At 67.3% G+C, this 25,751-nt stretch carries 21 protein-coding genes; 13 read left to right on the top strand and 8 right to left on the bottom strand.

Annotation, left to right across the window (positions count from 1 at the left end; all coding sequences use genetic code 11):
• The 3 genes from FM104_RS16650 to FM104_RS15185 all read left to right on the top strand — a co-directional run.
• Positions 1-182 (top strand): hypothetical protein (locus tag FM104_RS16650; protein ID WP_218778591.1); only part of this gene is annotated, 182 nt, incomplete at its 5' end.
• A gap of 1,579 nt (positions 183-1,761) precedes the next feature.
• Positions 1,762-2,019, top strand: a complete 258-nt coding sequence (locus FM104_RS16375; RefSeq protein ID WP_143738462.1) for a hypothetical protein — start codon at positions 1,762-1,764, stop codon at positions 2,017-2,019.
• A 651-nt stretch (positions 2,020-2,670) separates the two neighbouring features.
• Positions 2,671-2,934, top strand: coding sequence for a ribbon-helix-helix protein, CopG family (locus tag FM104_RS15185; protein WP_087133065.1), 264 nt, complete (start codon positions 2,671-2,673; stop codon positions 2,932-2,934).
• A 602-nt stretch (positions 2,935-3,536) separates the two neighbouring features.
• Here the strand turns inward: FM104_RS15185 and FM104_RS15175 are convergent.
• Both FM104_RS15175 and FM104_RS15170 read right to left on the bottom strand, forming a co-directional pair.
• Positions 3,537-4,859: an MFS transporter gene (locus FM104_RS15175; RefSeq protein WP_087133073.1), complete on the bottom strand. Its 1,323-nt coding sequence runs from the start codon at positions 4,857-4,859 to the stop codon at positions 3,537-3,539.
• A 5-nt stretch (positions 4,860-4,864) separates the two neighbouring features.
• Positions 4,865-5,296, bottom strand: coding sequence for a MarR family winged helix-turn-helix transcriptional regulator (locus FM104_RS15170; RefSeq protein WP_087133064.1), 432 nt, complete (start codon positions 5,294-5,296; stop codon positions 4,865-4,867).
• 99 nt (positions 5,297-5,395) lie between these two features.
• On the opposite strand from FM104_RS15170, the gene FM104_RS15165 reads away from it, so the two are divergent.
• From FM104_RS15165 to FM104_RS15150, 4 genes are all read left to right on the top strand, one after another.
• A complete protein-coding gene (locus tag FM104_RS15165; RefSeq protein WP_087133072.1) occupies positions 5,396-6,130 on the top strand; it encodes a copper homeostasis protein CutC in 735 nt (244 codons plus the stop codon).
• Between the two features lie 78 nt (positions 6,131-6,208).
• Positions 6,209-7,072 carry an alpha/beta hydrolase gene (locus FM104_RS15160; RefSeq protein WP_087133063.1) on the top strand — a complete coding sequence of 288 codons (864 nt, stop codon included), beginning with the start codon at positions 6,209-6,211 and terminating at the stop codon, positions 7,070-7,072.
• A 22-nt stretch (positions 7,073-7,094) separates the two neighbouring features.
• On the top strand, positions 7,095-8,144 hold the full coding sequence (locus FM104_RS15155) for a lipoyl protein ligase domain-containing protein (RefSeq protein WP_087133062.1): 1,050 nt from the start codon (positions 7,095-7,097) through the stop codon (positions 8,142-8,144).
• A 122-nt stretch (positions 8,145-8,266) separates the two neighbouring features.
• A complete protein-coding gene (locus tag FM104_RS15150; RefSeq protein WP_256971697.1) occupies positions 8,267-9,151 on the top strand; it encodes a DNA-methyltransferase in 885 nt (294 codons plus the stop codon).
• 15 nt (positions 9,152-9,166) lie between these two features.
• Here the strand turns inward: FM104_RS15150 and FM104_RS15145 are convergent, their stop codons facing one another.
• The gene (locus tag FM104_RS15145; RefSeq protein ID WP_087133061.1) at positions 9,167-10,060 is read right to left on the bottom strand and encodes a LysR family transcriptional regulator; all 894 of its coding nucleotides are present in this window, start codon (positions 10,058-10,060) and stop codon (positions 9,167-9,169) included.
• An 89-nt stretch (positions 10,061-10,149) separates the two neighbouring features.
• Between FM104_RS15145 and FM104_RS15140 the strand changes: the two genes are divergently transcribed.
• The gene (locus FM104_RS15140; RefSeq protein WP_087133060.1) at positions 10,150-13,617 is read left to right on the top strand and encodes a bifunctional proline dehydrogenase/L-glutamate gamma-semialdehyde dehydrogenase; all 3,468 of its coding nucleotides are present in this window, start codon (positions 10,150-10,152) and stop codon (positions 13,615-13,617) included.
• Between the two features lie 215 nt (positions 13,618-13,832).
• Complete coding sequence (locus tag FM104_RS15135) at positions 13,833-14,750, top strand: polysaccharide deacetylase family protein (protein WP_256971695.1); 918 nt, start codon at positions 13,833-13,835, stop codon at positions 14,748-14,750.
• A gap of 48 nt (positions 14,751-14,798) precedes the next feature.
• Here the strand turns inward: FM104_RS15135 and galE are convergent, their stop codons facing one another.
• The 3 genes from galE to galT all read right to left on the bottom strand — a co-directional run bounded on the left by galE (position 14,799) and on the right by galT (position 18,363).
• Entirely contained in the window at positions 14,799-15,776 is a 978-nt protein-coding gene (gene galE / locus FM104_RS15130) for a UDP-glucose 4-epimerase GalE (RefSeq protein WP_087133058.1), read from the bottom strand.
• Positions 15,777-15,911: 135 nt separating this feature from the next.
• A complete protein-coding gene (gene galK / locus FM104_RS15125) occupies positions 15,912-17,087 on the bottom strand; it encodes a galactokinase (RefSeq protein ID WP_087133057.1) in 1,176 nt (391 codons plus the stop codon).
• Positions 17,088-17,190: 103 nt separating this feature from the next.
• Positions 17,191-18,363: a galactose-1-phosphate uridylyltransferase gene (gene galT, locus FM104_RS15120; RefSeq protein ID WP_087133056.1), complete on the bottom strand. Its 1,173-nt coding sequence runs from the start codon at positions 18,361-18,363 to the stop codon at positions 17,191-17,193.
• A gap of 104 nt (positions 18,364-18,467) precedes the next feature.
• Here galT and FM104_RS15115 point away from each other — a divergent pair, with 104 nt between their 5' ends.
• Complete coding sequence (locus FM104_RS15115; RefSeq protein ID WP_087133055.1) at positions 18,468-19,442, top strand: LacI family DNA-binding transcriptional regulator; 975 nt, start codon at positions 18,468-18,470, stop codon at positions 19,440-19,442.
• 36 nt (positions 19,443-19,478) lie between these two features.
• On the opposite strand, the gene FM104_RS15110 is transcribed toward FM104_RS15115, so the two are convergent.
• Both FM104_RS15110 and FM104_RS15105 read right to left on the bottom strand, forming a co-directional pair.
• Positions 19,479-21,398 (bottom strand): DUF2264 domain-containing protein, encoded by a 1,920-nt coding sequence (locus FM104_RS15110; RefSeq protein ID WP_087133054.1) that lies wholly within the window; start codon positions 21,396-21,398, stop codon positions 19,479-19,481.
• Entirely contained in the window at positions 21,395-22,405 is a 1,011-nt protein-coding gene (locus tag FM104_RS15105) for a hydroxyacid dehydrogenase (protein WP_087133053.1), read from the bottom strand. Before FM104_RS15105 ends, FM104_RS15110 begins: the two co-directional genes overlap by 4 nt.
• Before the next feature lie 147 nt (positions 22,406-22,552).
• Between FM104_RS15105 and FM104_RS15100 the strand changes: the two genes are divergently transcribed.
• The 3 genes from FM104_RS15100 to FM104_RS15090 all read left to right on the top strand — a co-directional run bounded on the left by FM104_RS15100 (position 22,553) and on the right by FM104_RS15090 (position 25,394).
• A complete protein-coding gene (locus FM104_RS15100; RefSeq protein WP_087133052.1) occupies positions 22,553-24,322 on the top strand; it encodes an MDR family MFS transporter in 1,770 nt (589 codons plus the stop codon).
• Position 24,323: 1 nt separating this feature from the next.
• Positions 24,324-24,797, top strand: a complete 474-nt coding sequence (locus FM104_RS15095; RefSeq protein WP_087133051.1) for a MarR family winged helix-turn-helix transcriptional regulator — start codon at positions 24,324-24,326, stop codon at positions 24,795-24,797.
• 81 nt (positions 24,798-24,878) lie between these two features.
• Complete coding sequence (locus FM104_RS15090) at positions 24,879-25,394, top strand: MarR family winged helix-turn-helix transcriptional regulator (RefSeq protein ID WP_087133050.1); 516 nt, start codon at positions 24,879-24,881, stop codon at positions 25,392-25,394.
• The last annotated feature ends 357 nt before the right edge of the window (positions 25,395-25,751 follow it).

Raw genomic sequence — 25,751 nt, 5'->3', positions numbered from 1 at the left:
ACTCACCCCGCCACCGCGCCCAGCCCCCTCAGACCCACCTCAACTCTGAAGAGCCTGTAAAGGTCATCACGCCGGACTCCGGCCGTGAGAAGGTCGGCTTCTTACCGGTCCGTCGACTGCTGCCGCGTGGACACTCGCGCCTACCCGATCAGCTTCCCATCGTGCCCGCTGGTGTCCCATAACTAATAGTGAGTACTCGATTCCGAGCATCAACTTATGACACATAGTTGCGGGACTCACCCAAATGGAGAAACTCGCGGCGCGCGCTGTGAGCACTCAGGCTCTCGTGAGACGTCCTGAAACTCTAGAGATACGAGACTTGCGCGCATCCGCTTACGTGCCTTGAAGCCATTGCATCGTTGTCACTGGGTAGGCGGACGAAGAGCTGGCCTAGTCGGTTTACTGAGTGGACCCGACGCAACGGAATCCTTCTATGACTGTGGCCGATGCTGCAACCCGAACATCGCGGTAGCGAGTCATATCGGTTTGTCCTAATCTTGGATCGAGTATGTCCAGACCTGATCTAGTCGAGCCGCTGCACGCCCTTGACATCCCGGCCGCAAGCGTCCGGCGATTTCCTCGGCTTGCGCGTGACCGCTGATTAACTCACTGATCGCCTCTTGCGGGCGTTGGGCGGTGCCACGAACCTGTTCCCAGCCCACTGTCTGAAAACCGGGATTCGTCTTGCCCCGATGCCGTCTGTTGTGCTCCTCAATAGTGGTGGCGACGACTTGTCGCTCATCGCTCAGGTCGCCAGGTGTAGCCAGAAAGATCCGAAGCGGAAGTGGAGCGGTAGTCACGGATAGACCATATCGCGGCGGGGGCTTGTTCCGGGAGACGAAGGGGTCGTTGGCGCGCGCCGCGGTCGAGCGCCAAGCAGAGCAGATAGTCGAGCGGGCCTGATTCTCGACCAGGGTCTTCGGGTGAGCTTCGACCAAAACGGTATCTCGCGCTCAACCTCTGAGATCCCCGGGCCATCTGGAAAGACAAGGATGCCAAGCCGTTGTTTCGTCCGGACGAATCACAGCAGTGCGCGGCAGCTCGAGCTGACATATGTACCCCTATCGGGTCCTGAACGTTTTGAGTTGCATCTGATGCGAGAACTGAGGGACGAGTGGCACCATGGCTTTCCCGGGTCAGCAGTGAGATGCATCGTCGCCGACAAGGGTTCAGGTCACCGGCTGTTGCGCCTGCGGACTGCCCCGCTGTCTGATTCTTGCATCAGACGCGAGTTTTCACGATTGGATGCGGGATGGCTGATGGCGTGATCGGCACGTACCGAGTCCTGACCCCCGAGACCCCAGCTTGCTGGACGTCATCAAGCCGCTGGGCGAGCTGGTCGCCGGCGCTGCGACCATCGGGACCGTCGCCGTATGCGTCGGCATCCTCTTGCTCGCCACGACGAGATTGCCGCGCACCTACGAACCCCTGACAGGGTCATAGCTTTGACCCTGTCAGGGGTTGAAGAACAGCACCCTCAGCGCGCCCCGAAGACCGAATGGCGGGTCACGCCGATTCGGTTCAGTAGGGCAGGCGCTTTATCCACAGCTAAATTTATACTCGGCCGACCAGACCGTCGCCGCATGTTCTTGGCCACGCGAATTCTTTCCCCAGCCAGTCGCCTTCACTTTGAATGGGTACTTCCCGGTTCCCTTGCAAACATAAGTAAGGTTTTTCTGCACCATATTTCCTTGTCCAGGTCTGGATACGGGACCAGCCGCCCGGAACCATATCCACCCATTGTGCATCCACACCTCAGAAGTGATCCTTGTCTGCACGACACCCGGCGTGCAGTTGAACAACTCCGGCTTCGCCCCCACTCCGCCGTACGGCTCCCCCTTCGACGAGCTCCGGGTCCACATCCGCCCGGTCTTCAGGTCGCAGCTGTCGCCCGCTGCGGCGATTACTGCCCTGCTGTTGCTCCCGACGTCACCAGTCATGAGCACTACCGAGTCCGAGCTGACGGCATCCATCTCGGCGTCGGTCATCGTTGGTGCACCTGGCGGGGGAGTCGGATAGCCACCGCCCCCCGCAGCGGGCGACGCTGCCATAGAGGGGGTAGCCCCACCCATCAAGATGGCGCTAGCCATCACGAGACCGCAGACAATGCGTTTGATCTTCATTCGGTTTCCTTCGGTTCAGTGCACGTCGCCAAGCTGGACGCGCGAGACGAATGTATCCAGAAAACCCTGCGGACACGGGATTGATCTTGGCCACGACAACGCCTAGGCTCCACGCATGAAAGAAGTATGGATCGTGTTCCACGACGCCAGTCCCGACAACAACATTCTTGGGGTGTTCGGAGACGAGGAACAATCACGCGAGTACGCCGAGAGGATTGGGTCGAACTACCCGACGGGCGTACTCACTTCGTCATTCCCTGTGCCGTGGCGTTCAGATAGCTCGAGCGTTCCGCTTCGATTGGATCACTGACCTTCCCGAGACGCATCGTCGCCGACAAGGGTTCAGGTCACCGGCTGTTGCGCCTGCAGACTGCACCGCTGTCTGACCCTTGCATCAGACGCGAGTTTTCACGATTGGATGCGGGATGGCTGATGGCGTGATCGGCAAGGTTCCTCGGGCGTTCGCGCCACCTCCATGACCACCTAGCGAACAGGCTGCAGGAAGCACTTTCTGACGCGAGCAGCGCGGCTCAGATCCCTGAACGAGATGACAAGGCTCGCCCCGGTCGCCATCATCGCTGTCACTGAGGAGCAGATTGCTGAATGGGCGGCCGAGGCCGAGATCGGTTATGACGTCGAGGGGCTGAAGAAGCGTGGGCGAGGTCGCCCGGGACGCGGCGCGGAACCTTCCCAGGTCGTCGCATTGCGTCTCACCGCCGAGGAGCTGGCGACCATCGACGCGGTTGCCGAGCGAGAGCACAAGACACGATCAGAACTCATCCGCGAAGCACTGGCGAAGTACGCCGCGTGAAGGTTCACGACTCCGCGCTCAAACACGGAGTCTTGCCGAGGATGTAACGGCGGCGGCGTCATGGCGGTCTGGATCGAGGATCTCGACGACGACTCCCCGGCCCGTCAACTTCGACCGGGCTTCGACACACAGGCCCGACTTCTCGAGACAATCGTGCTCACGTTTGACAGTGGAAACGAACTCGTCATCCATGCGATGAAAGCACGAGTCCAAATGCTAGATCTACTCCCGTAAGGTCAGCGACTCCAACGACCATCGGCTTGCCGCGCTCGCGCGAAATGTGGTCCGGGAAGTCGCCACTCCCAATTCCGCCAGGTTCGTAAAAGCTCTCCACGAAACCGCGCACTGCGTTGGTCAGCTCTTCCCGAGTCATGCCCGTAGCGACATTCGAACTGCCCTCGTCAGACGCGATGGCGGATCTACCGATGGTAAAGCCGTAGGTGCCCGATGCCGGACCGTTGAGCCAAGAGAGGTCATAATTCAGAGCTCCATCGGGTTGTGTCCTTTCGCTCACTCGAAATCACTCGAACTGCACGGTGACTTCAAACGGATCCAGCCGATTAGCCAGGGGTCCCTTTTCGCGCAGTGTCGAGAGCGGCGCGCTACTTGTTCTTCAGTCGGATCGGTGTCGTGGCGGTCACACGATCATCGAAAGATGCCGGGTTCATCGCTCGGATGACCGACAGGGGGCGCGTCTCGTCGAGCGTCAGTTGGAAGCGGGTGTTGTCGCGGCGGCGCAGGCGGCCCGATGACAGCATCCAGCCCATGCCGATGCCGAACGCGACGATTCCGGCCACGCCGCCGACCATGATCGCTGCCCGCGGCGAGAACGCGTCTACGATCCAGCCGGCGATGGGGGCGCCGATCGGCGTCGACCCCATGATCACCGCCATGTACAGGGCGAGCACGCGGCCGCGCAGCGCAGCATCCGTCGTCGTCTGCACGTAACCGTTCGCCGTCGTCAACATCGACACCGTCGAGAACCCGACGAAGATGAGGACGGCGGCATATGACCAGTACGTGGGCATGACCGACGAGACGATGGATGCCACACCGAAGCCGCCCGCCGCGAAGATGAGCACCCGCACACGGGCGCGATCGCGCCGCGCGGCCAGCAGCGCGCCGGCGAGCGATCCGATCGCGAGCACTGAGCTGAGCAGCCCGTACCCATCGGCCTTGCGGCCGAACTCCAGCGCCATCGTCGACGCGAAGATGGGGAAGTTCATACCGAAGGCGCCGATGAGGAACACCATGATGAAGACGACGACGAGGTCGGGGCGCCCCCAGACATAGCGGAAGCCCTCGGCGAGCCCGCCGGCGTTGCGATTCTTGACTCGCGGCATGAGCTCGCGGGTGCGGATCGTCAGCAGCGCGATGATCATCGCCAAGAACGTGACGGCGTTGGCGACGAACACCCAGCCCGTGCCGATCGCGACGATGAGCAGACCGCCGACCGCGGGCCCGATCAGGCGCGCCATGTTGAAGGATGCCGAGTTCAGCGCGACCGCGTTCGAGGTGTCTTCGAGACTGACCATGTCGGACACGAATGCCTGACGGGCTGGGGCATCGAACGCGTTGGTGACACCGAATGCGGCGGCGAAGCAGAACATCAGGGGGAGCGTCATGATGCCGGTGAGCAGCAGCACTGCCACGGCGACCGCGAGCATCATCAGCGTGCTCTGCGTGAGCAGCAGCACCTTGCGCCGGTCGAAGCGGTCGGCGACCCAGCCGGTGATGCTGACGAGCACGAGTGGCGGCCCGAACTGCAGTGCCATCGTGACGCCCATCGCGGTGGCGTCGTTATCGGTGAGCTCAGTGAGCACCACCCAGTCCTGGGCGGTCGCCTGCATCCAGCCGCCGATGTTCGAGATGACGGCACCGAAGAACCAGGTGCGGTAGTTGAAGGTGCGGAACGACCGGAACATCGCGCTCATGCGTCTGCCACCTGCCTCAGCAGCGCAGAAGCCTCGCGCAGCACCGCGATATCGCGCTCTTCAAAGTCGTGCGCGGAGATCATGTCGGCGAGCAGCTCGTCGCGCCGGTTGATGGTCTCGGTGACGATGTTCTCGCCCTGTTCGGTGATCTCGACGTGCACCCGCCGACGGTCGTCCTCATCGGGGATGCGCACGACGAAGCCCAGCTCGACGAGCCCGTTGATCGTCACGCTCATGGTGGGGGCGGTGACCCCTTCACGCTCGGCCAGGCGCGACAGCGTGTGCCGCCCGTGCGCGCGCAGTGCGCCGAGCGTCGCGAGTTGTGCGTCGCTCATCGCGTCGACGGCGCGGGCACAGCGCAGGCGCCGGGCGAGGCGGAAGACGGCGTAGCGGAGCTCGGATGCGGTGGCGGCGAAATCGTCATTCATTACTTAGATAGCCTAACTAATCAATGTGCTCGCCACCAAGTATGAAAAAAATAGCCGCAATGGTGTGCGCAGTCGCGCGGAGATGCGAAAATGCTTTTCATGCCGCTCAAGTTCGAACTCGCCGTCCAGAACTCCGCCGGAATGCGCATCGCGCACGAGGTGGGCGCCGCGCGAGTCGAGTTGGCGCAGGCGCTGACTCTCGGCGGCCTCACGCCATCGCCGGCCACGATCGAGAGCGTCGTCGCGGCCGCGAGCGACAATGGCCCCGAGACACACGTGCTGGTGCGGCCGCGCGCGGGCGACTTCCGCTACGACGACGACGAGATCGCGGTGGTCGTGCGTGACATCCGTCATGCGCTCGCGGCGGGAGTGCGCGGAGTGGTCGTCGGATGCCAGGACGCATCCGGCGCGCTCAATCGCGATGGTCTCGCCCGCATGGTGGATGCCGCCGACGGCGCGCCCGTGACGCTGCACCGCGTGATCGACGTGACCCCCGACCCGATCGCCTCGCTGCAGCTCGCTCGCGAGCTGGGGGTGTGCCGCGTGCTGAGCTCCGGCGGAGCCTCGCGTGCAATCGACGGTCTCGAGGTGCTGCGCACGCTGGTCGCCGAGGCCGCAGGCGGCATCGAGGTCATGGCGGGCAGCGGCATCACAGCATCCGACGTCACCACGATCGCCGCGACCGGCGTCGACGCCGTGCACTTCTCCGCGAAGCGCACAGTCACCTCGGACGACAGCGTTCGCATGGGATCCGCCGACGATGGCGTGGGCGGGTACGAGATCACCGATCGTGACACGGCGCTCGCCGTCGTCCGGGCGCTCGCCTACGCGTAGAACCGGCTGTTTCAGCCCCTGCACGGCCCGGCGGTCGCATCCGGCCCGGTGAGGCGACGGCACCCGTAGACTCGGGCCATGGTCGCACCCAGAACAGCAGAGTTCACCGACGTCGGTGGGGTTGCCATCGTCTATGACGTCTACGAAGCAGACGGTGAGGCGCGCGGCGTCGTGCAACTGCTGCACGGAGTCGGCGAGCACGCCGGCCGGTACGCCGCGCTCATCGAAGCGCTGACAGGGGCAGGATTCCACGTCTACGCCGACGACCATCGCGGTCACGGGCGCACCGGCATCCGCCAGCACGGCGGCCCGGCGAAGCTCGGTCACCTCGGTCGCGGCGGCATGCGCGCCGTCATCGCCGGATGCCAGCAGCTGACGGCGATCATCCGCACTGAGCGTCCGGGGCTGCCGCTCGTTCTCCTTGGCCACTCCTGGGGGTCGTTCCTGGCGCAGATGCTGTTCAACCAGCATCCCGAGCACTTCTCCGCGGTTGTTCTCAGTGGGTCGGCGTACCGCACTCCGGCGGACCTCAACGCGGCCCCGCCGAACGCGCGGTGGAAGGGCGACGACGCCACGGGGCTGGAGTGGCTGTCGCGCGATCCCGCCGTCTGGCAGGAGTTCCGTGACGACCCGCTCACTGTCGAGACGCCGTTACTGCAGCTGTTCGGCCCGATCGAGGCCGCGCGCATGTACGGGCGTCCGCGCAAGGATCTCGGCTGCGACGTGCCGGTGCTGCTCATGGTCGGGCGCGATGACCCGGTCGGCGGCCCCCGCAGCGTGCACAAGCTCGCGGATGCGTACCGAAATCGTTCGGGTCTGACCGACGTCACCACGCTCGTGTACGCCGATGCGCGACATGAGATCTTCAACGAGCTGCAGCAGGATGAGGTTCGCGCCGATCTGCTGGCGTGGCTCGATAAGCACGTTCCCTCGGCGACCTGACCGCGCGGCTTAAGCTGGAGTCGTGCACGGAGAATACAAGGTCCCAGGTGGAAAGCTCGTCGTCGTCGATCTCGAGGTCGAAGACGGCCTGATTCGCGACTTCCGGCTCGCGGGCGATTTCTTCCTGGAACCCGATACGGCGCTGGAAGCCATCAACGCCGCCGTCGAGGGGATGCCGGTCGAAGCCGACTCCACGGCCATCGCCGCCACGGTGCGCGCGGCGCTCCCTGAGGGCGCGCAGCTGCTGGGCTTCTCGCCCGAGGCAGTCGGCACGGCAGTGCGCCGTGCCCTGGTGACCGCACCCGGCTGGCACGATTTCGACTGGGAAATCGTGCACGACAAGGCCGTCTCACCACGCCTGAACCTGGCTTTGGATGAGGTGCTCACCGCCCGCGTGGGCGAGGGGCGCCGTCGCCCGACCCTGCGCATCTGGGAGTGGGATGAGTCGGCCGTCGTGATCGGCTCCTTCCAGTCGTACCGCAACGAGATCGACCCCGAGGGGGCCGCGAAGCACGGTTTCGACATCGTCCGCCGCATCTCCGGTGGAGGCGCGATGATGATGGCCGCCGGCCAGATCATCACCTATTCGCTGTATGTGCCCGCCTCTCTCGTGCAGGGAATGACCTTCGCCGACTCGTACGCGTTCCTCGACGACTGGGTGCTGCAGGCGCTGCGCTCGATCGGCGTGGATGCGACCTATCAGCCGCTCAATGACATCGCCTCGCCGACAGGCAAGATCGGCGGTGCCGCGCAGAAGCGCCTCGCCAACGGCGGCGTGCTCCATCACGCGACGATCTCGTACGACATCGACGGGCAGATGATGACCGAGGTGCTGCGCATCGGGCGCGAGAAGCTCAGCGACAAGGGCACCACCTCGGCGGCCAAGCGCGTCGACCCGCTGCGCACCCAGACGGGGATGGAGCGCAGCGAGATCATCGAGCGGTTCAAAGCCACTTTCCGCTCTCTCACCGGTGCCGAAGACGGTTCGATCACCGCCGACGAGTACACCGATGCCGAAGCCCTCGTCGAGTCGAAATTCTCGACCGACGCCTGGCTGCATCGGGTTCCGTGATCCCCACGCCCCACTCCGCTCGTCGCTCCGCGCCGACCCGAGCCTCGGGGGCGCGTGGCCCCTCCTCTCAGCGGTCGGCTGAGGATTCCGACCCTAGCGAAGCGCAGCGCGGAAGCGTCACGATCATCGAGGGCGACAACCTCGCCGTCGCATCGACCCTGGCATCCGGTTCGTTCGCTCTGATCTACCTCGACCCGCCGTTCAACACCGGCCGCACGCAGGAGCGCCAGGTCGTCACGGCGCTGCGCGCGCCGGTGGCACTGCAGGATGCGGCGGAACCGGCCGGCGGAACGGCCGTCGCGGACGCGGAGTCCGGCAGTGAGAAGGAGATCCGGCACGGCTTCCACGGGCACGCCTACGAGCGGGTGCGGGGGATGCTGCGCACGTACGACGACCGGTTCGACGACTACGGCGACTTCCTCATGCCGCGCCTCGAAGAGGCCTGGCGGCTGCTGGCCGACGACGGCACGCTCTACCTGCACCTCGACTATCGCGAGGCGCATTACGCCAAGGTCATGATGGATGCCGTGTTCGGGCGCGACTGCTTCCTCAACGAGCTGATCTGGGCGTACGACTACGGGGCCAAGTCCCGCCGCCGCTGGCCCACCAAGCACGACACGATCCTGGTGTACGTGAAGAATCCGCGCGGGTATTTCTTCGATTCGGATGCCGTGGATCGCGAACCGTACATGGCGCCCGGGCTCGTGACGCCCGAGAAGGCCGCACGCGGCAAGCTCCCCACCGACGTCTGGTGGCACACGATCGTGCCGACCGCCGGGCGCGAGAAGACCGGTTACCCGACGCAGAAGCCCGAGGGCATCCTGCGCCGTATCGTGCAGGCGTCCTCGCGGCCGGGTGATCGCGTGCTTGATCTGTTCGCCGGTTCCGGCACCACGGGCGCCGTGGCATCCGCACTGGGCCGCGATGCTGTGCTCGTCGACTCGAGCCCCGAGGCGATCCGGGTGATGCGCGCCCGCATGCCGCACGCCGAGGTTCGTCCGCACTAGCGCGGTAGCGCCCGGCTACGGGGCGATGCGCCGGTGCAGCGCGAAAGCATCGGCGAGAGCAGTACGAACGAGTTCGACGGACTCATCCGCACGCGATGCCGTCCGCACGGCTGTGAACACCTCGCGCACCGGCTCGCCCGGAAGCTCAGCGAGAGTCATGCCGCTGGGCTCATCGCCCCAGATCAGGTCGGGCAGCATCCCCACCGCGTGACCGGCGGCGATCAGCCGCACATGCGCGGTCAGGTCCGCCGCCTCGAAGCGCACGTCCGGCTCGAACCCCGCCGCCCGGCACTGCTGCACCGCCCATTGCCTGACGGCGGTGCCGGCGGGCTCCATCACCCATGCGTGATCGCGGAGGGAGGCCAGGGGCGTCGGTGCCGCATCCGGCGGCAGCACGATGCGCAGCGGATCCTCGCCGAGCAGCTCGTGCACCACGCCGTCACGCAGTTCACGCGTGTGCCCCGGGTACTGCTCGGCGATCACCAGATCGAAGCGCCGCGCGGCGAGCTCGAACAGGCTCTCTTCGGGCGGCAGCTCGGCCAGCTCCACGCGCAGCCCAGGCGCCCGCTCGGCGAGCAGGGTGAGGGCAGCCGGAACGATTGTCTCGGCCGCAGTCGGCATCGCCGCCAGTCGCACCGGTTCCCAGCCGACATGGTCAGCGATGGAAGCTCGCGCCGCTTCGTCGAGTTCGAGGGCGCGGGCGGCATGCTCGGCCAGCATTCGTCCTCGTGGCGTCAGGCGCACGCGCCGCCCATCGGGTTCGAGCAGCGCAACACCCGCGTCGCGCTCGAGCAGAGCGAGCTGCTGCGACACCGTCGACGGGCTGTACGACAGCGCTGCGGCCACCTCGGCGATGGTGCCGCGCAGCGCCAATTCATGCAGCAGGCGCAGTCGACGCAACTCGAACACGGCACCTCGCAATCCATTCGGGAATAGTGAACATTATCCTTCATTAATCGTCGCTTTTCATATCGAGTCATGCCAGGCATCCTGAGAGCATGACCACCTCTGCCTCCGCTGCCGAAGCATCTGTCGCCGACCTCACCGAACTCGCTGACGATGCCGTCGCGCTGGTGCAGAAATGGCTCGTCGAGAGTCGGGAGGTGCCGGTGGATGCCGCCGGTGAACGCCTCGCCGGAGTGCTGCGCGACCCGAACGGCCTCGACTTCACCGTCGGCTTCGTCGACGGCGTCGTGCGCCCGGAGGATGTGAAGGTCGCCGCTCAGAAGCTCAAGGAGCTCGTGCCGCTCACGCCCGGCTTCCTGCCGGCGCCGATGCGCGCTGCGATCGGCCTCGGCGGTGCCACGGCGAAGATGGTGCCCGCGATCGTCGTTCCCGTCGCGCGTGCGGTGCTGCGCCAGATGGTGCGTCACCTCATCGTCGATGCGCGTGACGAGAAGCTCGGCGCGGCGATCAAGCACATCCGCGAATCGCAGGACGTGAAGCTCAACATCAACCTGCTGGGCGAGGCCATCCTCGGCAAGGACGAGGCGGTGCGCCGACTCGAGGGCACCCGCCGACTGCTGCTGCGCGATGACGTCGATTACGTGTCGATCAAGGTGTCATCGACCGTGGCGCCGCACAGCCCCTGGGCCCTCGATCAGGCCGTGACCGATGCCGTCGAGGCGCTGCGCCCGCTCTATGAGATCGCCGCGGGCCAGTCAGGCGCCAAAGCGCAGAAGTTCATCAACCTCGACATGGAGGAGTACAAGGACCTCGATGTCACCATCGCGGTGTTCACCGGCATCCTCGACCGCCCCGAGTTCAAGAACCTCGAGGCCGGCATCGTGCTGCAGGCCTACCTGCCCGACGCGCTCTCGGCGATGATGCGTCTGCAGGAGTGGGCCGCGAAGCGCGTCGCCGACGGCGGCGCGCCGATCAAGGTGCGCGTCGTCAAGGGTGCCAACCTGCCGATGGAGATCGCCGAGGCCGAATCGCACGGCTGGCCGCTCGCGACCTGGTCGACCAAGCAGGAGTCCGACTCGTCGTACAAGGCCGTTCTCGAGTACTCGCTGCGCCCGGAGCACATCGGCAACGTGCGCGTCGGCGTCGCCGGACACAACCTCTTCGACATCGCGCTGGCGTGGCTGCTGGCCGAGAAGCGCGGCGTGACCGAGGGCATCGAGTTCGAGATGCTGCTGGGCATGGCATCCGCGCAGGCCGAGGTCATCAAGCGCACCGTGGGCTCGCTGCTGCTCTACACGCCGGTCGTGCACCCCGATGAGTTCGACGTCGCGATCGCGTACCTGATCCGCCGCCTCGAAGAAGGCGCCTCGCAGGAGAACTTCATGTCGGCGGTGTTCGACCTCGACTCCGACCCCGCACTCTTCGACCGCGAGAAGCAGCGCTTCCTGGCGTCGATCGAGACTATCCCCGCCGAGGTGCCGGGCCCGAACCGCACGCAGAACCGGTTGGCCGGCCCTTCGACAGGCTCAGGGACCCACACCACCCGCACCTTCGTGAACATGCCCGACACCGACCCCTCGCTGGCGGCGAACCGCGAGTGGGCCGACGGCATCCGCTCGCGCATGGTCGCGTCGGAACTCGGTAACGAGACCGTCGCCGCGAACACGCTCTCGACGGCCGCCGAGGTCGACGAGCGCATCGCGACCGCCGTCACCGCCGGTGAGGCCTGGCGTGCGCTGGGCGCCGCTGGTCGCGCCGAGATTCTGCACCGTGCGGGCGACGTGCTCGAAGCCCGTCGCGGCGAGCTGCTCGAGGTGATGGGCTCCGAAGCCGGCAAGGTCATCGAGCAGGGCGACTCCGAGGTCTCCGAGGCCATCGACTTCGCGCACTACTACGCAGAGAGTGCAGTCAAGCTCGCCGACGTCGACGGCGCGACCATGCAGCCCGTCGGGCTCACCGTCGTCACTCCGCCGTGGAACTTCCCGGTCGCCATCCCGGCCGGCTCCGCACTCTCGGCGCTCGCCACCGGCTCGCCGGTCATCATCAAGCCCGCCCGCCAGGCCCGTCGCTCGGGAGCCGTCATGGTCGAGGCGCTGTGGGAAGCCGGCGTGCCGCGCGACGTGCTGCAGTACGTGCAGCTCGACGGACGCGAGCTCGGCACTCAGCTCGTCAGCGACCCCGCCGTCGGTCGGGTCATCCTCACCGGAGGCTACGAGACTGCTGAGCTGTTCCGCAGCTTCCGCCCCGACCTGCCGCTGCTCGCCGAGACGAGCGGCAAGAACGCCATCATCGTCACCCCTTCGGCCGACATCGACCTGGCCGCGAAGGATGTCGCCTACTCGGCCTTCGGCCACGCCGGCCAGAAGTGCTCGGCTGCGTCGCTGGTCGTGCTGGTCGGCTCTGTCGCGAAGTCGGAGCGGTTCCGCCGTCAGCTCCTCGACGCCGTGCGCTCGTACGAGGTGGGCCAGCCCAGCGACGAGACGACCCGCATCGGACCGCTGATCGGTCCGGCCGAGGGCAAGCTCCTGGGTGCGCTGACCGAGCTGCACGCCGGCCAGTCGTGGATGCTCAAGCCAGAGAAGCTCGATGAAGACGGGCAGCTGTGGCGCCCCGGCATCCGCGAGGGCGTCGTGCGCGGCAGCGAGTTCCACCGGGTCGAGTACTTCGGACCCGTGCTCGGCATCATGACCGCTCCGACGCTGGCCGAGGCCATCGACATCGTGAACGACATCGACTACGGACTCACCAGCGGCATCCACTCGCTCGACGAGGACGAGATCCAGCAGTGGCTCGCGAGCGTCGAAGCAGGAAACGCGTACGTGAACCGCGGCATCACCGGTGCGATCGTGCAGCGCCAGCCGTTCGGAGGCTGGAAGAAGGCCGCCGTCGGCGCCGGTTCGAAGGCCGGCGGTCCGAACTACCTCGTCGGTCTGTCGGAGTGGGTCGACGCTCCGACGTCGACGACCCGCCCGCTCGACGAGCTGGGCCTGTCTGCCGCAGCGCTGGTCGAGGGAGCGGACGCTGACTGGCTGCGCGGAGCGCTGGCGACGGACATCGACGCCTGGGCCGAGGAGTTCGGCATCGTGCGCGACGCCACGGGCCTCGTCACCGAGCAGAATGCCCTGCGGTACCAGGCTGTTCCGGTCACGGTGCGCTTCGAGGGCGACAACGTCGCGGCACTCCTGCGCGTCGCCGCTGCCGGTGTGCGCGCTGGGTCCCGCGTGACCGTGAGCGCCGCGTCGGCGTTGCCGAGCGCTGTCGCCAGCTGGCTGGGCGCGCATGATGTCGTCGCCGTGACCGAGGCAGAGGCGACCTGGGCCGCACACGCACGTCGCCTGGCGGCTGCCGGTGGCCGGGTCCGGCTCATCGGTGCGGATGCCGCTGCCACAGCATCCGCCGTCAAGGGGTCCCCGAGCCTCGCGATCTACGCGAACCCGGTCGTCTCGGCCGGTCGCGTCGAGCTGCTGCCCTTCCTGCGCGAGCAGGCCGTGTCTGTGACGGCGCACCGCTTCGGCACCCCGCACCGCTACGAGATCCCGGTGCTGGCGCCGGTGCGCTGACACCTCTGCGACGCGTTCGCGGGTCGAATGGTCGTCTCCCACGCGCGGAGGCGACCATTCGCGACACCTGAGCGGCGGTGCAGTTAGCGATAGGTCGTCGCATGGGATACTGAACGCGAACGAAGGCGGGGATGCACGTGGCGAGCCCCTCGGTCCACACAGTGCCCCCGCGCCCCCGAAGATGGGGATGACCCGGTACGACCGAAAGCATTGACATGCCCGCTCCCCTCATCGAACGACTCGGACATTCCGCCCGCACGCGTGGAATCATCCTCAACGCCGACGACTTCGGGATGTGCCGCGCGTCGAACACCGCGATCTCGCAACTGCTCGATTCCGGTCACCTCGACTCGACGACGATCATGATGCCGAGCTCGTGGTCCGCTGGCGCCGCAGCGTTCGCCGCGCGCCGCCCCGATCTCGACGTCGGTGTGCACCTCGTGCTGACCAGTGAATGGGATCGGTACCGGTGGCGGCCGCTCTCCGGCATCCTCTCCTCTCTCGTCGACGCCGAAGCGTACTTTCCCCGCACGGTGCTCGAAGTGGAGAGGCAGGCAGAGCACGACGATGTCGTCGCCGAGCTGGAGCTGCAGCTGGAAGCCGCGCTCACTGCCGGTATCGACGTGACGCATCTCGATAACCACATGGGCTCGGTCTATGGCCTCGAGACGGGGCGGAACTTCCTCGACATCGTCTTCGAGCTCGCCGCCCGCCACGGACTGCCGTTCCGGCTGCCGAGGTACGCGCAGGGGCACGGCCTCGATCCGGCACTGCAGCCGACTCTCGATGGGATGACGGCCGCCGCGGATGCCGCGGGCATCATCATCCCCGACCGCAGCTGGACCCACCCGTACGAGCTCGCGGGCGAGGCGACGGCTCTGCAGCAGACCTACGACGACGTGCGCGACGGCTTCATCGAGCTGCTCCGAGCGGTGCCCGAAGGGGTGACCGAGGTGTACCTGCATCCGATGTTCGATGGACCGGGACTGCGCGGCACTGTCGACTACGGCGCCATCAAGCGCGGCTATGAGATGCGGCTGCTGGCGGATCCGCTCGTCGCGCAGGTGATCGCCGATGAGGGGCTGGTGCGCATCGGATGGCGCGCGCTGCGCGATCTGCAGCGCGCGGGCTGAAGCGCCCCGGCCTGAGTCAGCGTCCGGGGCGCAGCTAGACGGGCGGGGTCAGCCGGCGTTGCGCCGGGCCTCCCAGCCGGTGCGCACCATCTCATCGACCGTGTAGCGCATGGTCCAATCGAGGTCGCGGGCTGCCAGTTCGCCGGTCGCGACGATGCGGTCGGGGTCGCCGGGGCGACGCGGCCCCATCGTCGGGACGAATTCGATTCCGGTGACGCGCACGACGGCATCCATGATCTGCTTCACGCTCAGCCCGTCGCCCGAACCGAGGTTGTAGGCGGGTTCGATCGGCTCGCCCGCAGCCAGGCGCTTCGCCGCCTCGACGTGCGCGGCGGCGATGTCGCCGACGTGCACATAGTCGCGCACGTTCGTGCCATCGGGGGTGTTGTAGTCGTTGCCGAAGATCGACGGGGTCTGCCCATTGAGCAGCGCTTCGAAGACGATCGGGAACAGGTTGTGCGGGCTGACGTCGTAGACCGTCGAGTCGGCGGAGCCGACGACGTTGAAGTAGCGCAGCGAGGTGTGACGCAGGGGCGTGGCGGATGCCGCGGTGGCGACGCCCTGATCGCGCAGCATCCACTCGCCGATGAGCTTGGACTCGCCGTACGGGCTGGCCGGACGCTTGGCGGTGTCCTCGGTGACGAGGTCGACATCGGGGGTGCCGAACACGGCGGCCGACGACGAGAACACGATGTTGGCCACACCGGCGGCTTCCATCGCTTCGAGGATCACGCGGGTGCCCTCGACGTTCTGCGCGTAGGTGTGCAGGGGGCGTTGCACGGAGACGCCCGCGTACTTGAACCCGGCGACGTGGATGACGCCCTCGACACTGTGCTCGCGCAACGCGCCCTCGACCAGGGCGCGGTCGAGGATGCTGCCCTCGACGAGCGCGACATCCTCTGGCACGAACGACGGCTGCCCGCTGGAGAGATCGTCGAGCACCACCGGGGTGAGGCCTGCGGCCGAGAGTGCGCGCACGACATGCGCTCCGATGTAGCCGGCGCCGCCGGTGACTAGCCAGGACATGGGTCTCCTTCCGGTGCGGGCTCGCGCTCCGCAGCATCCATTGTGTCAGGCGTCTTACGCCAGGGATTCTGGTTCACGTGCCCCAACTGGTCCCTTCCCGCGCGCGGAAGCGGCCACCTGCGCCACCTCGGCGAGTCACTCGTCGCGGTGCGGCCCATCTGACGGCGTGACGGTGAAGATGTGCGGGGCGGCGAAGCCGGCGTTCGTGAACGCCTGTCGGACGGCATCCGACACGGCGGCGACGGCAGCGTGGTCGATGAGCGCGATCGCCGCTCCGCCGAAGCCACCGCCGGTCATCCGCGCGCCGATTGCTCCGGCGGCCAGCGCCGATTCCACTGCTGTATCCAACTCCGGAACCGAGATCTCGAAGTCGTCGCGCATCGACGCGTGCGACGCGACGAGCAGTTCGCCGATCGCGCGCGGCCCGTTCTCGGTCAGGGCCGCGACCGTGTCGAGCACGCGCTGATTCTCGGTGATGATGTGCCGCACGCGGCGGTAGGTCACCTCGTCCATCACCTCGGCCGCGCGGCGCAGGTCGTCGACTCCGGCATCGCGAAGAGAGCGGATGCCGAGCAGCTCGGCGCCGAGCTCGCACGACGCCCGCCGCTCGCGGTAGCCACCGGTGGAATGAGCGTGCGAGACCTGGGTGTCGATCACCAGCACTTCGAGGTGCTCGTCGGTGAAGCCGGTCGGCACGGAGCGCGTCTCGAGGGTGCGGCAGTCGAGGAAGGTCGCAGCATCCGATCGTCCGAGCATCGATGCCATCTGATCCATGATGCCGGTGGGCGCACCGACCGCTTCGTTCTCGGCGCGACGGCCGACCTGCGCGAGCGTGACGGCGTCGAGGTCGAACCCCCAGAGCTCATTGAGGGCAGATGAGACCGAGCCCTCGATGGCGGCCGATGACGACAGTCCGGCTCCGACGGGCACGTCGGACGCGATGGCGATGTCGGCGCCGCGCAGAGCGGCATCCGGGTGCAGTGCGCGCAGCGCCCACGCGACGCCGAGCACGTACGCCGACCACTCCGGCACTGCGGGCTCTCCCTCGGAGGGAAAGAGGTCATCGAGGGCGCTCAGCGAGACCTCGACCGGCTCGGTCGCGAACGTCGATGCGACACGGATGCGATCATCGTCGCGCAGGGAAGCTGCGGCATAGGTGCGGTGCTGGATCGCGAACGGCAGCACGAACCCCTCGTTGTAATCGGTGTGCTCGCCGATGAGGTTCACCCGGCCAGGGGCCGACCAGATCCCATCAGGGGACTGGCCGGTCAGATCGGCGAACAGGTCACGGGCGGTGGCAAGCGCGGTCATGGATGCTCCAGGGCGAGGCGTGCTCCGCAGATCTGCGCTATTTCGCATCCGGATGCCGGAATTCCTGCGAATCTGTGCAGATCTGCGAACTTATGAGAAAAGGTCAGGGCGTTGTGATCGACGCGATGGCGGTGCGGAGCCGCTCGGCAGCGACCTCCGGCAGAATCTCGGCGGTCCAGGCCGACATCGCGGCCTCCGATCCGGCGAGGAACTTCAGCTTGTCTTCGGCGCGACGGGGGCTGGTGAGCTCCAGTCGCATGCGCACGGTGTCGCGGCCGACATTCACCGGCGCCTGATGCCATGCGGCGATATAGGCGGTGGGGGTGTTGTACAGTGCGTCGACGCCGCGCAGCAGCTGCAGATAGAGCGGTGCGAGCTCATCGCGCTCGGCATCGTTCAGAGCGGCGAAATCGGGCACGTGGCGGTGCGGCATCAGCTGCACCTCCAGCGGCCAGCGGGCGGCGAAGGGAACGAAGGCGGTCCAGTGCTCGCCCTGCAGCACTACGCGCTCGGAAGTCTTCTCGAACTCCAGCACGCGGGCCATCAAGTCGGGGGCCGTGTGGTCGATGCTGTCGAGCAGACGCTCGGTGCGCGGAGTGACGTACGGATAGGCATAGATCTGGCCATGCGGATGCGGGAGAGTCACCCCGATCGCCTCGCCGCGGTTCTCGAACGGGAAGACCTGCTCGATGCCGGGCAGCGCGGAGAGCGCGGCGGTGCGATCTGCCCACGCCTCGATGATCGTGCGGGCGCGCGTGACCGACTGGCTGCCGAACGACCCGGAGTGCTCGGGGCTGAAGCAGACGACCTCGCAGCGGCCGATGCTCGTGCGCGTGCGGCCGATGCCGAGCGCGGCGAGATCATCGAGACCGCGGGTGGGATTCGGTGCCGCAGGCACGCCGCCGATGGCTTCGTTGAGTGCCGGGCCGAAGGAGGGGGAGCGGTTCTCGAAGACGGCAACGTCGTACAGCGACGGAACCTCGGAGGGGTTCGTCGCGGTCTGCGGAGCGAGCGGGTCAGCATCGGCGCTGGGCATCATGACGCGGTTCTGCCGCTTGGTGGCGAAGGTGATCCAGTCGCCGGTGAGGATGTCCTGGCGCATGGTCGCGGTGTCGGGGCGGTCTTCCAGCGGGCGCGCGTCGACGCTGCGTTCGGGGCCGAGTGCGGAGCCGGGATCGTCGAAGTAGAACAGCTCGCGTCCATCGGCGAGCCGGGTGCTGCGCTTGGTGACGCCAGCGCCGAGTTCGTCCGTTCGCAACTCCGCAGAATTTTCCATGTTCACGTGAACATGGTACGCCGGGTGCCGTGGTAACGTCAACATCAGGAAGTTGTGAACGCGGAGAAAGCGTGCGGCAGAGCCGGCACGCACCGGGAGGGCGGATGTCACAGCAGCGGGTATCGATGGCGATGGTCGCCGCGCGTGCAGGTGTGTCGGGCCAGACCGTATCTCGCGTGGCGAACGCCAGCCCGCGGGTGGACCCCGCCACCAGAACCCGCGTCGAGCAGGCCATGGTCGAACTCGGATACCGACCGAATCGCGCCGCCCGTGCACTGCGCACCGGTCGCACCCAGACCCTCGGACTTGTCGCGCAGACCCTCGCGACCATCGGCAATTCCCGGATGCTGCAGTCGGTCGCCGAGGCGGCATCCGTCCGCGGCTATGCGCTCACCGTGGTGACGCTCGGCGCCGATGAAGACATCGCCGAGGCATTCGATCGTCTGCGCGACCAGGGCGTCGACGGGGCGATCGTGCTGAACGAGGCGACGGCCCTGGCCCGGGATGCGGCATCCTCCGGACTGCGTCTTGTCGTCGTCGACTCGGCCCCCGACGACCGCTTCACCGTGATCGCGACAGATCATGCGGCGGGCGCGGCAGCCGCCACGGAGCACCTGCTGGCAGCGGGGCATCGCACCGTGCATCACCTTGCTGGACCCGGCGGGTCGTTTGCGGCATCCGAACGCGAACGCGGCTGGCGTGAGGCGCTCACGGCGGCGGGCATCGACGCGCCTGATCCCGTGCGCGGAGACTGGAGCGCGGCATCCGGCTACGCGCAGACAGAGCGGATGCTGGCCTCCGGCGGTATCACCGCCCTCTTCGCAGCCAACGACCAGATGGCGCTGGGGGCGCTGCGCGCCATCGCCGACGCTGATCTGCGGATTCCGGGGGAGGTCGCCGTGGTCGGCTTCGATGACATCGCGGATGCTGCGCAGTTCCGCCCTCCGCTGACCACGCTGCGCCAGGACTTCGACGCGCTGGGCGAGCACGCAGTGAGCTGCCTGGCCGAGCTCATCGAGGGCGGTCAGCCGGCGGACCTGCGCCTGAACCCCGTTCTCATCCGCCGCGCCAGCGCCTGACCGCGCGTGCCCGCGCTCGTGCGCCGCGCGTGCGAGTCAGAGGAACAGACGGGGCGGCAGCGGGGTCACGACGCCATCCGGCCAGGTGATCGCCAGCTCATCAGAGATGATCGGTGTCACGTCGGACTCGGAAGCAGCGCCGAGCAGGATGCCGAATGCCTGCCACTCGCCGGGCATCGGCGCGACCTCGACCCACGGCACTGCAGTGCGCCCGGCGAGAGGAGTGACGTCGTCCTGCACGAGAACGCCCGAGGCGACAGCATCCGCTCCGCGCAGCAGCGCGACCCGGCTGGAGAGCCGCGGAGTCTGCGCCCATGCGGCATCGCGCGTCACCACGTCGCCGGTGAGTGCCCAGCCGCCGATGCGCAGAATGTCGTGCGCCGAAGCATCACCCGCGTCGCTCCGCACGCGCACGAACCGCACTTCCCACCCGCCGCGCACGACCGAGACGGTGTCGATCAGCGGGCCCAACGACGTCTCGCCGCCGTGCGTGCTCACACCGTGATCGGGAGTCAGCGCGAAGCCGATCGGCCAATGCGCCCGCGCAGTCGACGAGCCGATGAGCGTCTCCTGATCGAGTGCACCGAGCTCACCCCGGACGAATCCCGAGCGGTGGCTCGGCAGCCCATCGCGCATCAGTGCCACGGTGCCGTCGAGCGGCTCGGCCACTGCCGCGCCCGCGATCACCGGTGCTGTGGCTGTCGAGTAGCCGAACTTCGCGTACAGCGGCGCATCCGGCTCGAGTGATCCTTCGACGCGGTGATCGGTGCCGTGATTCACCACGCGCACCACACCGTCCGTCGTGCCGGTCGCGAGCCAGCCTGGCGCTGCGATCGCGCGAGCAAAAGTCCCGCGATCGATCGGAAGCCGCTGCTCCGGCGTCGTCCAGGCCGGATGGTCGGCGGGCAGCGCGAGCCCCAGCATCCCCTTCGCGGCCCAGTACGGCGAGCCGAGACCGGAGTAGTTCTGCGCGATGCCGCGCCACGGCGCATGCCAGCCGAGAGTGAGGATGCCGTCAGCATCCGGCGCCTCGTGCTCGACGAAGTGTCTGATCTGCCCGCTCGCCGCGCGACGGAGCAGCCCCGGGTCATGCCGGGATCCGCCGTGGATGGCGGCCGCCCAGGCCGGAGCCGCCGCAGCGAACCGGTAGGTGAGGCTGCGTCCCTGGATGAGCGGACTGCCGTCGGCGCCGATCAGATGCAGCGCATCGTCGAGGTAGTCATCGAGCCGCTCCTGGTAGCGCGCCACGCGCGCACGGTGCCGCGGATCGTCCTGCACCATCTGCGCCCAGATCATCGGGTAGAAGGGCATCGCCCAGCCGCAGTAGTGGTCGAAATTGCGCCCGATGCCGTCGGCGGTCCAGCCGCCGGGGAGGTCGAAGGAATCGAGTAGTGCGAAGTCCTCTTCGCGGTCGGTCTCCGAGAAGGGCCCGCCCACGCTCTCGAGGAAGTGCGACACGATGATCCGGAACCACGCCCAGTTGTTCGGTGGATATGCGGCGCCGATGAATGTCGCGAGGTAGTCGATCGTCTGCTGCTGGGTGCGCGCACTCAGCCGCGCCCAGACCGTCTCGCGGGTGAGGTGCAGGCCCACGGCGATCGCCGCCGCCTCCACCTTCGCCTGGTTGTGCTCGTCAGGTCGCACCCAGCACTCCGGATGCTGCGGATCGACCCCCGCGGCGAATCCGCGCGCGTATCTTTCGGCCAGCCCGCGCGTGCCCTCGGGGTCGCCGGCGATGCGGAACGACGCGAGCATGAAAGTGCGGGTGAATCCTTCGAGGTGGTCGATGTCGCGCCCGAGCCCGCCGGGCTCGCCGGGATAGCGGATCAGGGAGTGCGCCGGACTCGCATAGCCCTCGGCGCCGTCGAGGATCGCGTCGGCGACCCGGGCCCAGTGCGCGCGGGTCCATCCGGTGTGCGGCGAGAGCACCCGGTCGTCGTCGGGGAGCGCGATCATGCCGAGGACGCCATATCGGCCGCGGTGACCGGATGCCGTGGCGGCGCCCCGGTCGCGTATGCCTCGAGCTCGTCGAGCGCGGAGTCCGCGAGACGCCGGAGCTCGGTGCCCAGCGAACCGGCGAGGTGCGGGGTGATCGTGACGTTCGGCAGATGGCGCAGAGCGGATGCCGCGGGCAGGGGCTCTGGGTCGGTCACGTCGAGCACCGCGTCGAGGCGACCGCTGCGGCACTGCGCGAGGAGCGCGTCATGATCGAGCAGAGCTCCGCGGGCGGTGTTGATGACGGTTGCGCCATCGGGCAGTGCGGCGAGCTCGGCGGCGCCGATCATATGCCGGGTGGACGGCAGGTCCGGAGCGTGCAGCGACAGCACATCCACCTGGGGGAGCAGTTCCTCCAGCGATATGAGCGTCGCTCCCGCCGCGCGCACCTCGGCAGCATCCGCGAACGGGTCGGCGACGAGCACGCGCATGCCGTCCAGCATCCGCAGCAGATCGACGACGCGACGACCGATGCGCGAGAAGCCGACGATGCCGATCGTGCGGTCGACGTTGCCGATCGTCCGGGACGCCTGCAGTCCGTTCCAGCGGTGGGCGTCGTCGACCGTCGTGCGTGCGTGCGTGAGGGCGCGTTTTCCGGCGAAGATGATGGTCGCGAGAGTGAACTCGGCAACGGGCACTGCGTTCGCGTCGGCGGCGGAAGTGATCAGGATGCCGCGCTCCCAGAAGGCATCGGTGACAATCCCGCGGACCGTGCCGGCGGCGTGGAACACAGCGCGCAGCTTCGGCAGTCGCGCCAGACGCGCAGCATCCAGCACCGGGGCGCCCCAGGATGTGACGAGCACCTCCACCTCGGCGAGCTCGGCAGCAGGGAGCGCATCGACGTCGACGGGCACTGTCGAGGCGAGGTCGGCGAGCGCGCCCAGACGATGCAGCCGCCGGTCGTCGAAGAGTGTCGGCGCGGCATCCGACGACATCGCGAGGAGGGCGCGCGGGCGCGAGACGGTCATGGTCCTCCGTAGGGGCGGGGCTGTGCTGTCCACGATAGGACCCGCCCCGGGCGGTGTGGAAACGATGACCCCGAATGGATGACAGCGAATGGAGGATCCGAAATGGTTGACTCCGGGCAATAGTTGAGAATGAGCAACTAATCATGTATGGTTGACGTCGATCAACCTTCGTACTCAGGAGTATTTTCCCTTTTGACTTCCCACACTCCCCCCGCGGTCGAGACACCGCGCTCACCCCGAGAGATCTTCACTGCGATCTCCGGCCTCATCGTCGGCATGTTCGTCGCCGTGCTCTCGGGCACCGTCGTGTCGACCTCGCTGCCCGTCATCATCTCCGACCTCGGCGGCACGCAGTCCCAGTACACCTGGGTGATCACAGCCAGCCTGCTGGCTACCGCGATCTCCACGCCGATCTGGGGCAAGCTCGCCGACCTGGTCGATCGCAAGATCCTCGTCCAGCTCTCGCTCGTGCTGTTCACCGTCGGAACGGTGATCGCCGGGTTCTCCACCGACACCAACATGCTCATCGCCGTGCGCGTGGTTCAGGGCATCGGCGTCGGTGGCCTGATGTCGCTGGTCATGATCGCCGTTGCGCTCATCATCTCGCCGCGTGAGCGCGGCAAGTACATGGGCGTCGTCGGCGGCATCATGGCGCTTGCGACCATCGGCGGACCGCTCCTCGGCGGATTCATCACCGACGCGCTGGGATGGCGCGCCAACTTCTTCGTCGGCGTGCCGTTCGCCATTCTCGCGCTGATTCTTCTGCAGTTCACGCTGCACCTGCCCAAGCCCCAGAAGGCGAAGGTGACGATCGACTACCTCGGCATCGTGCTGCTCGCCGTCGGTGTCTCCACGCTGCTGATCTGGGTGTCGATGGGCGGCAACCAGTTCGATTGGGACTCGGCCACCAGCCTCACCCTCGCGGTATCGGCCGGCATCGCGATCGCCGCCTTCATCACCGTCGAGTTCTTCGTCAAAGAGCCGATCGTGCCGATGTCGCTGTTCCGCAACCGCACGTTCACGCTCTCGGTGCTCGCCTCGATCGCCATCGGCGTCTCGATGTTCGCGACCTCGGTCTTCCTCGCTCAGTACTTCCAGCTCGCCCGCGGTGCCACGCCGACGGAGTCCGGTCTGATGACCATCCCGATGATCATCGGCCAGATGGGTGCGTCGATCATCATCGGCCAGCTCGTGAGCCGGTTCGGCAAGTGGAAGAGTTGGATGCTGTTGGGCTCCGTGCTCGCTACCGTCGGCGTCAGCATGATGGCGACGCTGCGCTACGACACCCCGTTCGCACTCGTGGCCGTGTACATGTTCATCCTCGGTGCGGGCCTCGGAATGGTCATGCAGAACCTGACGCTGATCGTGCAGAACGACACGCCGCCGCAGCAGCTCGGCGTGGCCTCGTCGGGCGTCAACTTCTTCCGCACGATCGCCGGCACCATCGGCGTCACGGTCATGGGCTCGGTGCTGGCCACCAGTGTGGGCTCCTACGTCGCCGATGGCCTCAAAGGATTCGTTCCGACCACTCCCGTTGAGATCAGCGCCTTGAAGGACCTCGGCTCAGGCGATGTGCCGCGCGTCTCGGAACTGCCGGACTCCATCCGCACGATCGTCGAGTCGGCCTACGGCCACGGCATCGCCGACGCGTTCCTGATCGCCATCCCGCTGGCCGTGCTGAGCATCCTCGCGATCGCGTTCATCAAGAACAAGCCGCTATCGACCAAGACCGCCGCAGAGCACATGCGCGAAGCGGAAGAGGCTGCCATCGAGGTCGCCGAAGCCGAAGTGGGCGCCGCGATGAACGCGACCGGCAGCATCCGCGTGGTCGACGGCGCGAGCGCGTCGCCTGCACCGCGGCTGGTGGCCGTCCTCGAACGCGACGAGAAGGAGCGCGACGAGGAGGAGGGGCGCTGACATGGCGGTGCTCGAGGTCTCAGCATCCGCTGACTCTGTCGATCACGCCGATGTCGACGACGCGCTCGCCGAGTTTCAGGGGCAGCTCAACCTGATCTTCGCTCGCGCGCAGACGCTGTGGCGCGAGTCGGCGGCGCGAGTGCACCGCGATCTGCAGCCCGCCGGGTACAAGCTGCTCACGTTCGTCGAACGGGCGGGCAGCGCGAGTGCGCATCAGCTCGCCGACTCGTTCGAGATGGACAAATCGGTCGTGAGCCGCCAGGTGCGGATGCTGGAAGAGGTGGGTCTGCTCGTTTCGCGGCCCGACGAATGCGACGGCCGCCTGCGGGTGCTGACGGCCACGCCGGCTGCATCGGCGGCGCTCGCCGAAGTGCGCAGCGACCACGCGACGCGGATGCGCGATGCGCTGACCGAGATGACGCCCGAAGAGCTGCGCACAGCGTCGAAGGTGTTTCGGATTCTCGCCGAGGTGTAAGGCGCGCGAAAGCCCCGTCACCGGTTCTTCGGAGCCGCGGGTGGCGGGGCTTCTCTGCGCCTGCGCCGTACACTGGCGAGCATGAGTGCCTCGCCCGATCCAGCCGCGCGCGCGAGTCTTGACGGCGCGAGTCGTGATGGTGCGGAGCCCGCGGGCGCGAAACTCGAGGGCGCTGAGCTCGATCAAGCAGTGACGCGCGTCGAGCACGAACTGGGGCGCCTGTTCGCGCGGATCCGCATCGGGTGGCGCGATGCGGCAGCCACCGTGCACCCCGACCTGCAGCCGGTCGGATATCAAGTGCTGACCTCGATCGCGAACGCGGGCACGACCTCGGCCGGCGCCATCATCGAGCGGCTGCAGGTCGACAAGTCGGTCGTCAGCCGGCAGCTGCGCCAGCTCGAGCAGCTGGGGCTCGTAGAGAGCATCCGCGACCCCGACGATCGACGCGCGCGCCTTCTCGTCGTGACCGACCTCGCGAAAGAGCGGATCGCACTCGCCCGTGCCGAGTACGAGGGCCGCATCGGCGACCGGCTGAGCGGATGGTCGGCCACCGACCTCGAGCACTTCGCCGATCTGCTCGGCGAGCTCGGTCGCTGACCATGCTCGGCGAGCTCGGTCGCTGACCGGGTCCGCCCGCCACTTCTCCCAGCGAGAAACCACTTCTCGCACGAGAAACCACGTGCCAGGTGGTTTCTCGCGCAGCAGATGGTTTCTCGGCGAGGGTTGGAGGCACGGGGAGCGGATGCTGGGCGGCCAGCGGCCAGCGGCCAGCGGCCAGCGGGCGCGGGCGTGGGCGCGGGCGGAGGTGCGAGCGGTGCCGCGGGCGCGGGGACGGGGACGAGCGCGAGTGCGGATGCTGCCGGCGGATGCTGCCGGCGGATGCTTGCGGAACGCGCCGCAACCTGGTTTGATGTGGGAAAGCGCTTACCAATCGCGCGCCAGCTTCCCACCATG

This window comes from Microbacterium esteraromaticum, assembly GCF_900163815.1.
GTDB lineage: Bacteria > Actinomycetota > Actinomycetes > Actinomycetales > Microbacteriaceae > Microbacterium > Microbacterium esteraromaticum_B.
The sequence above is the reverse complement of the archived record's forward strand: the minus strand, read 5'-3'. Positions and strand labels throughout refer to the sequence as shown.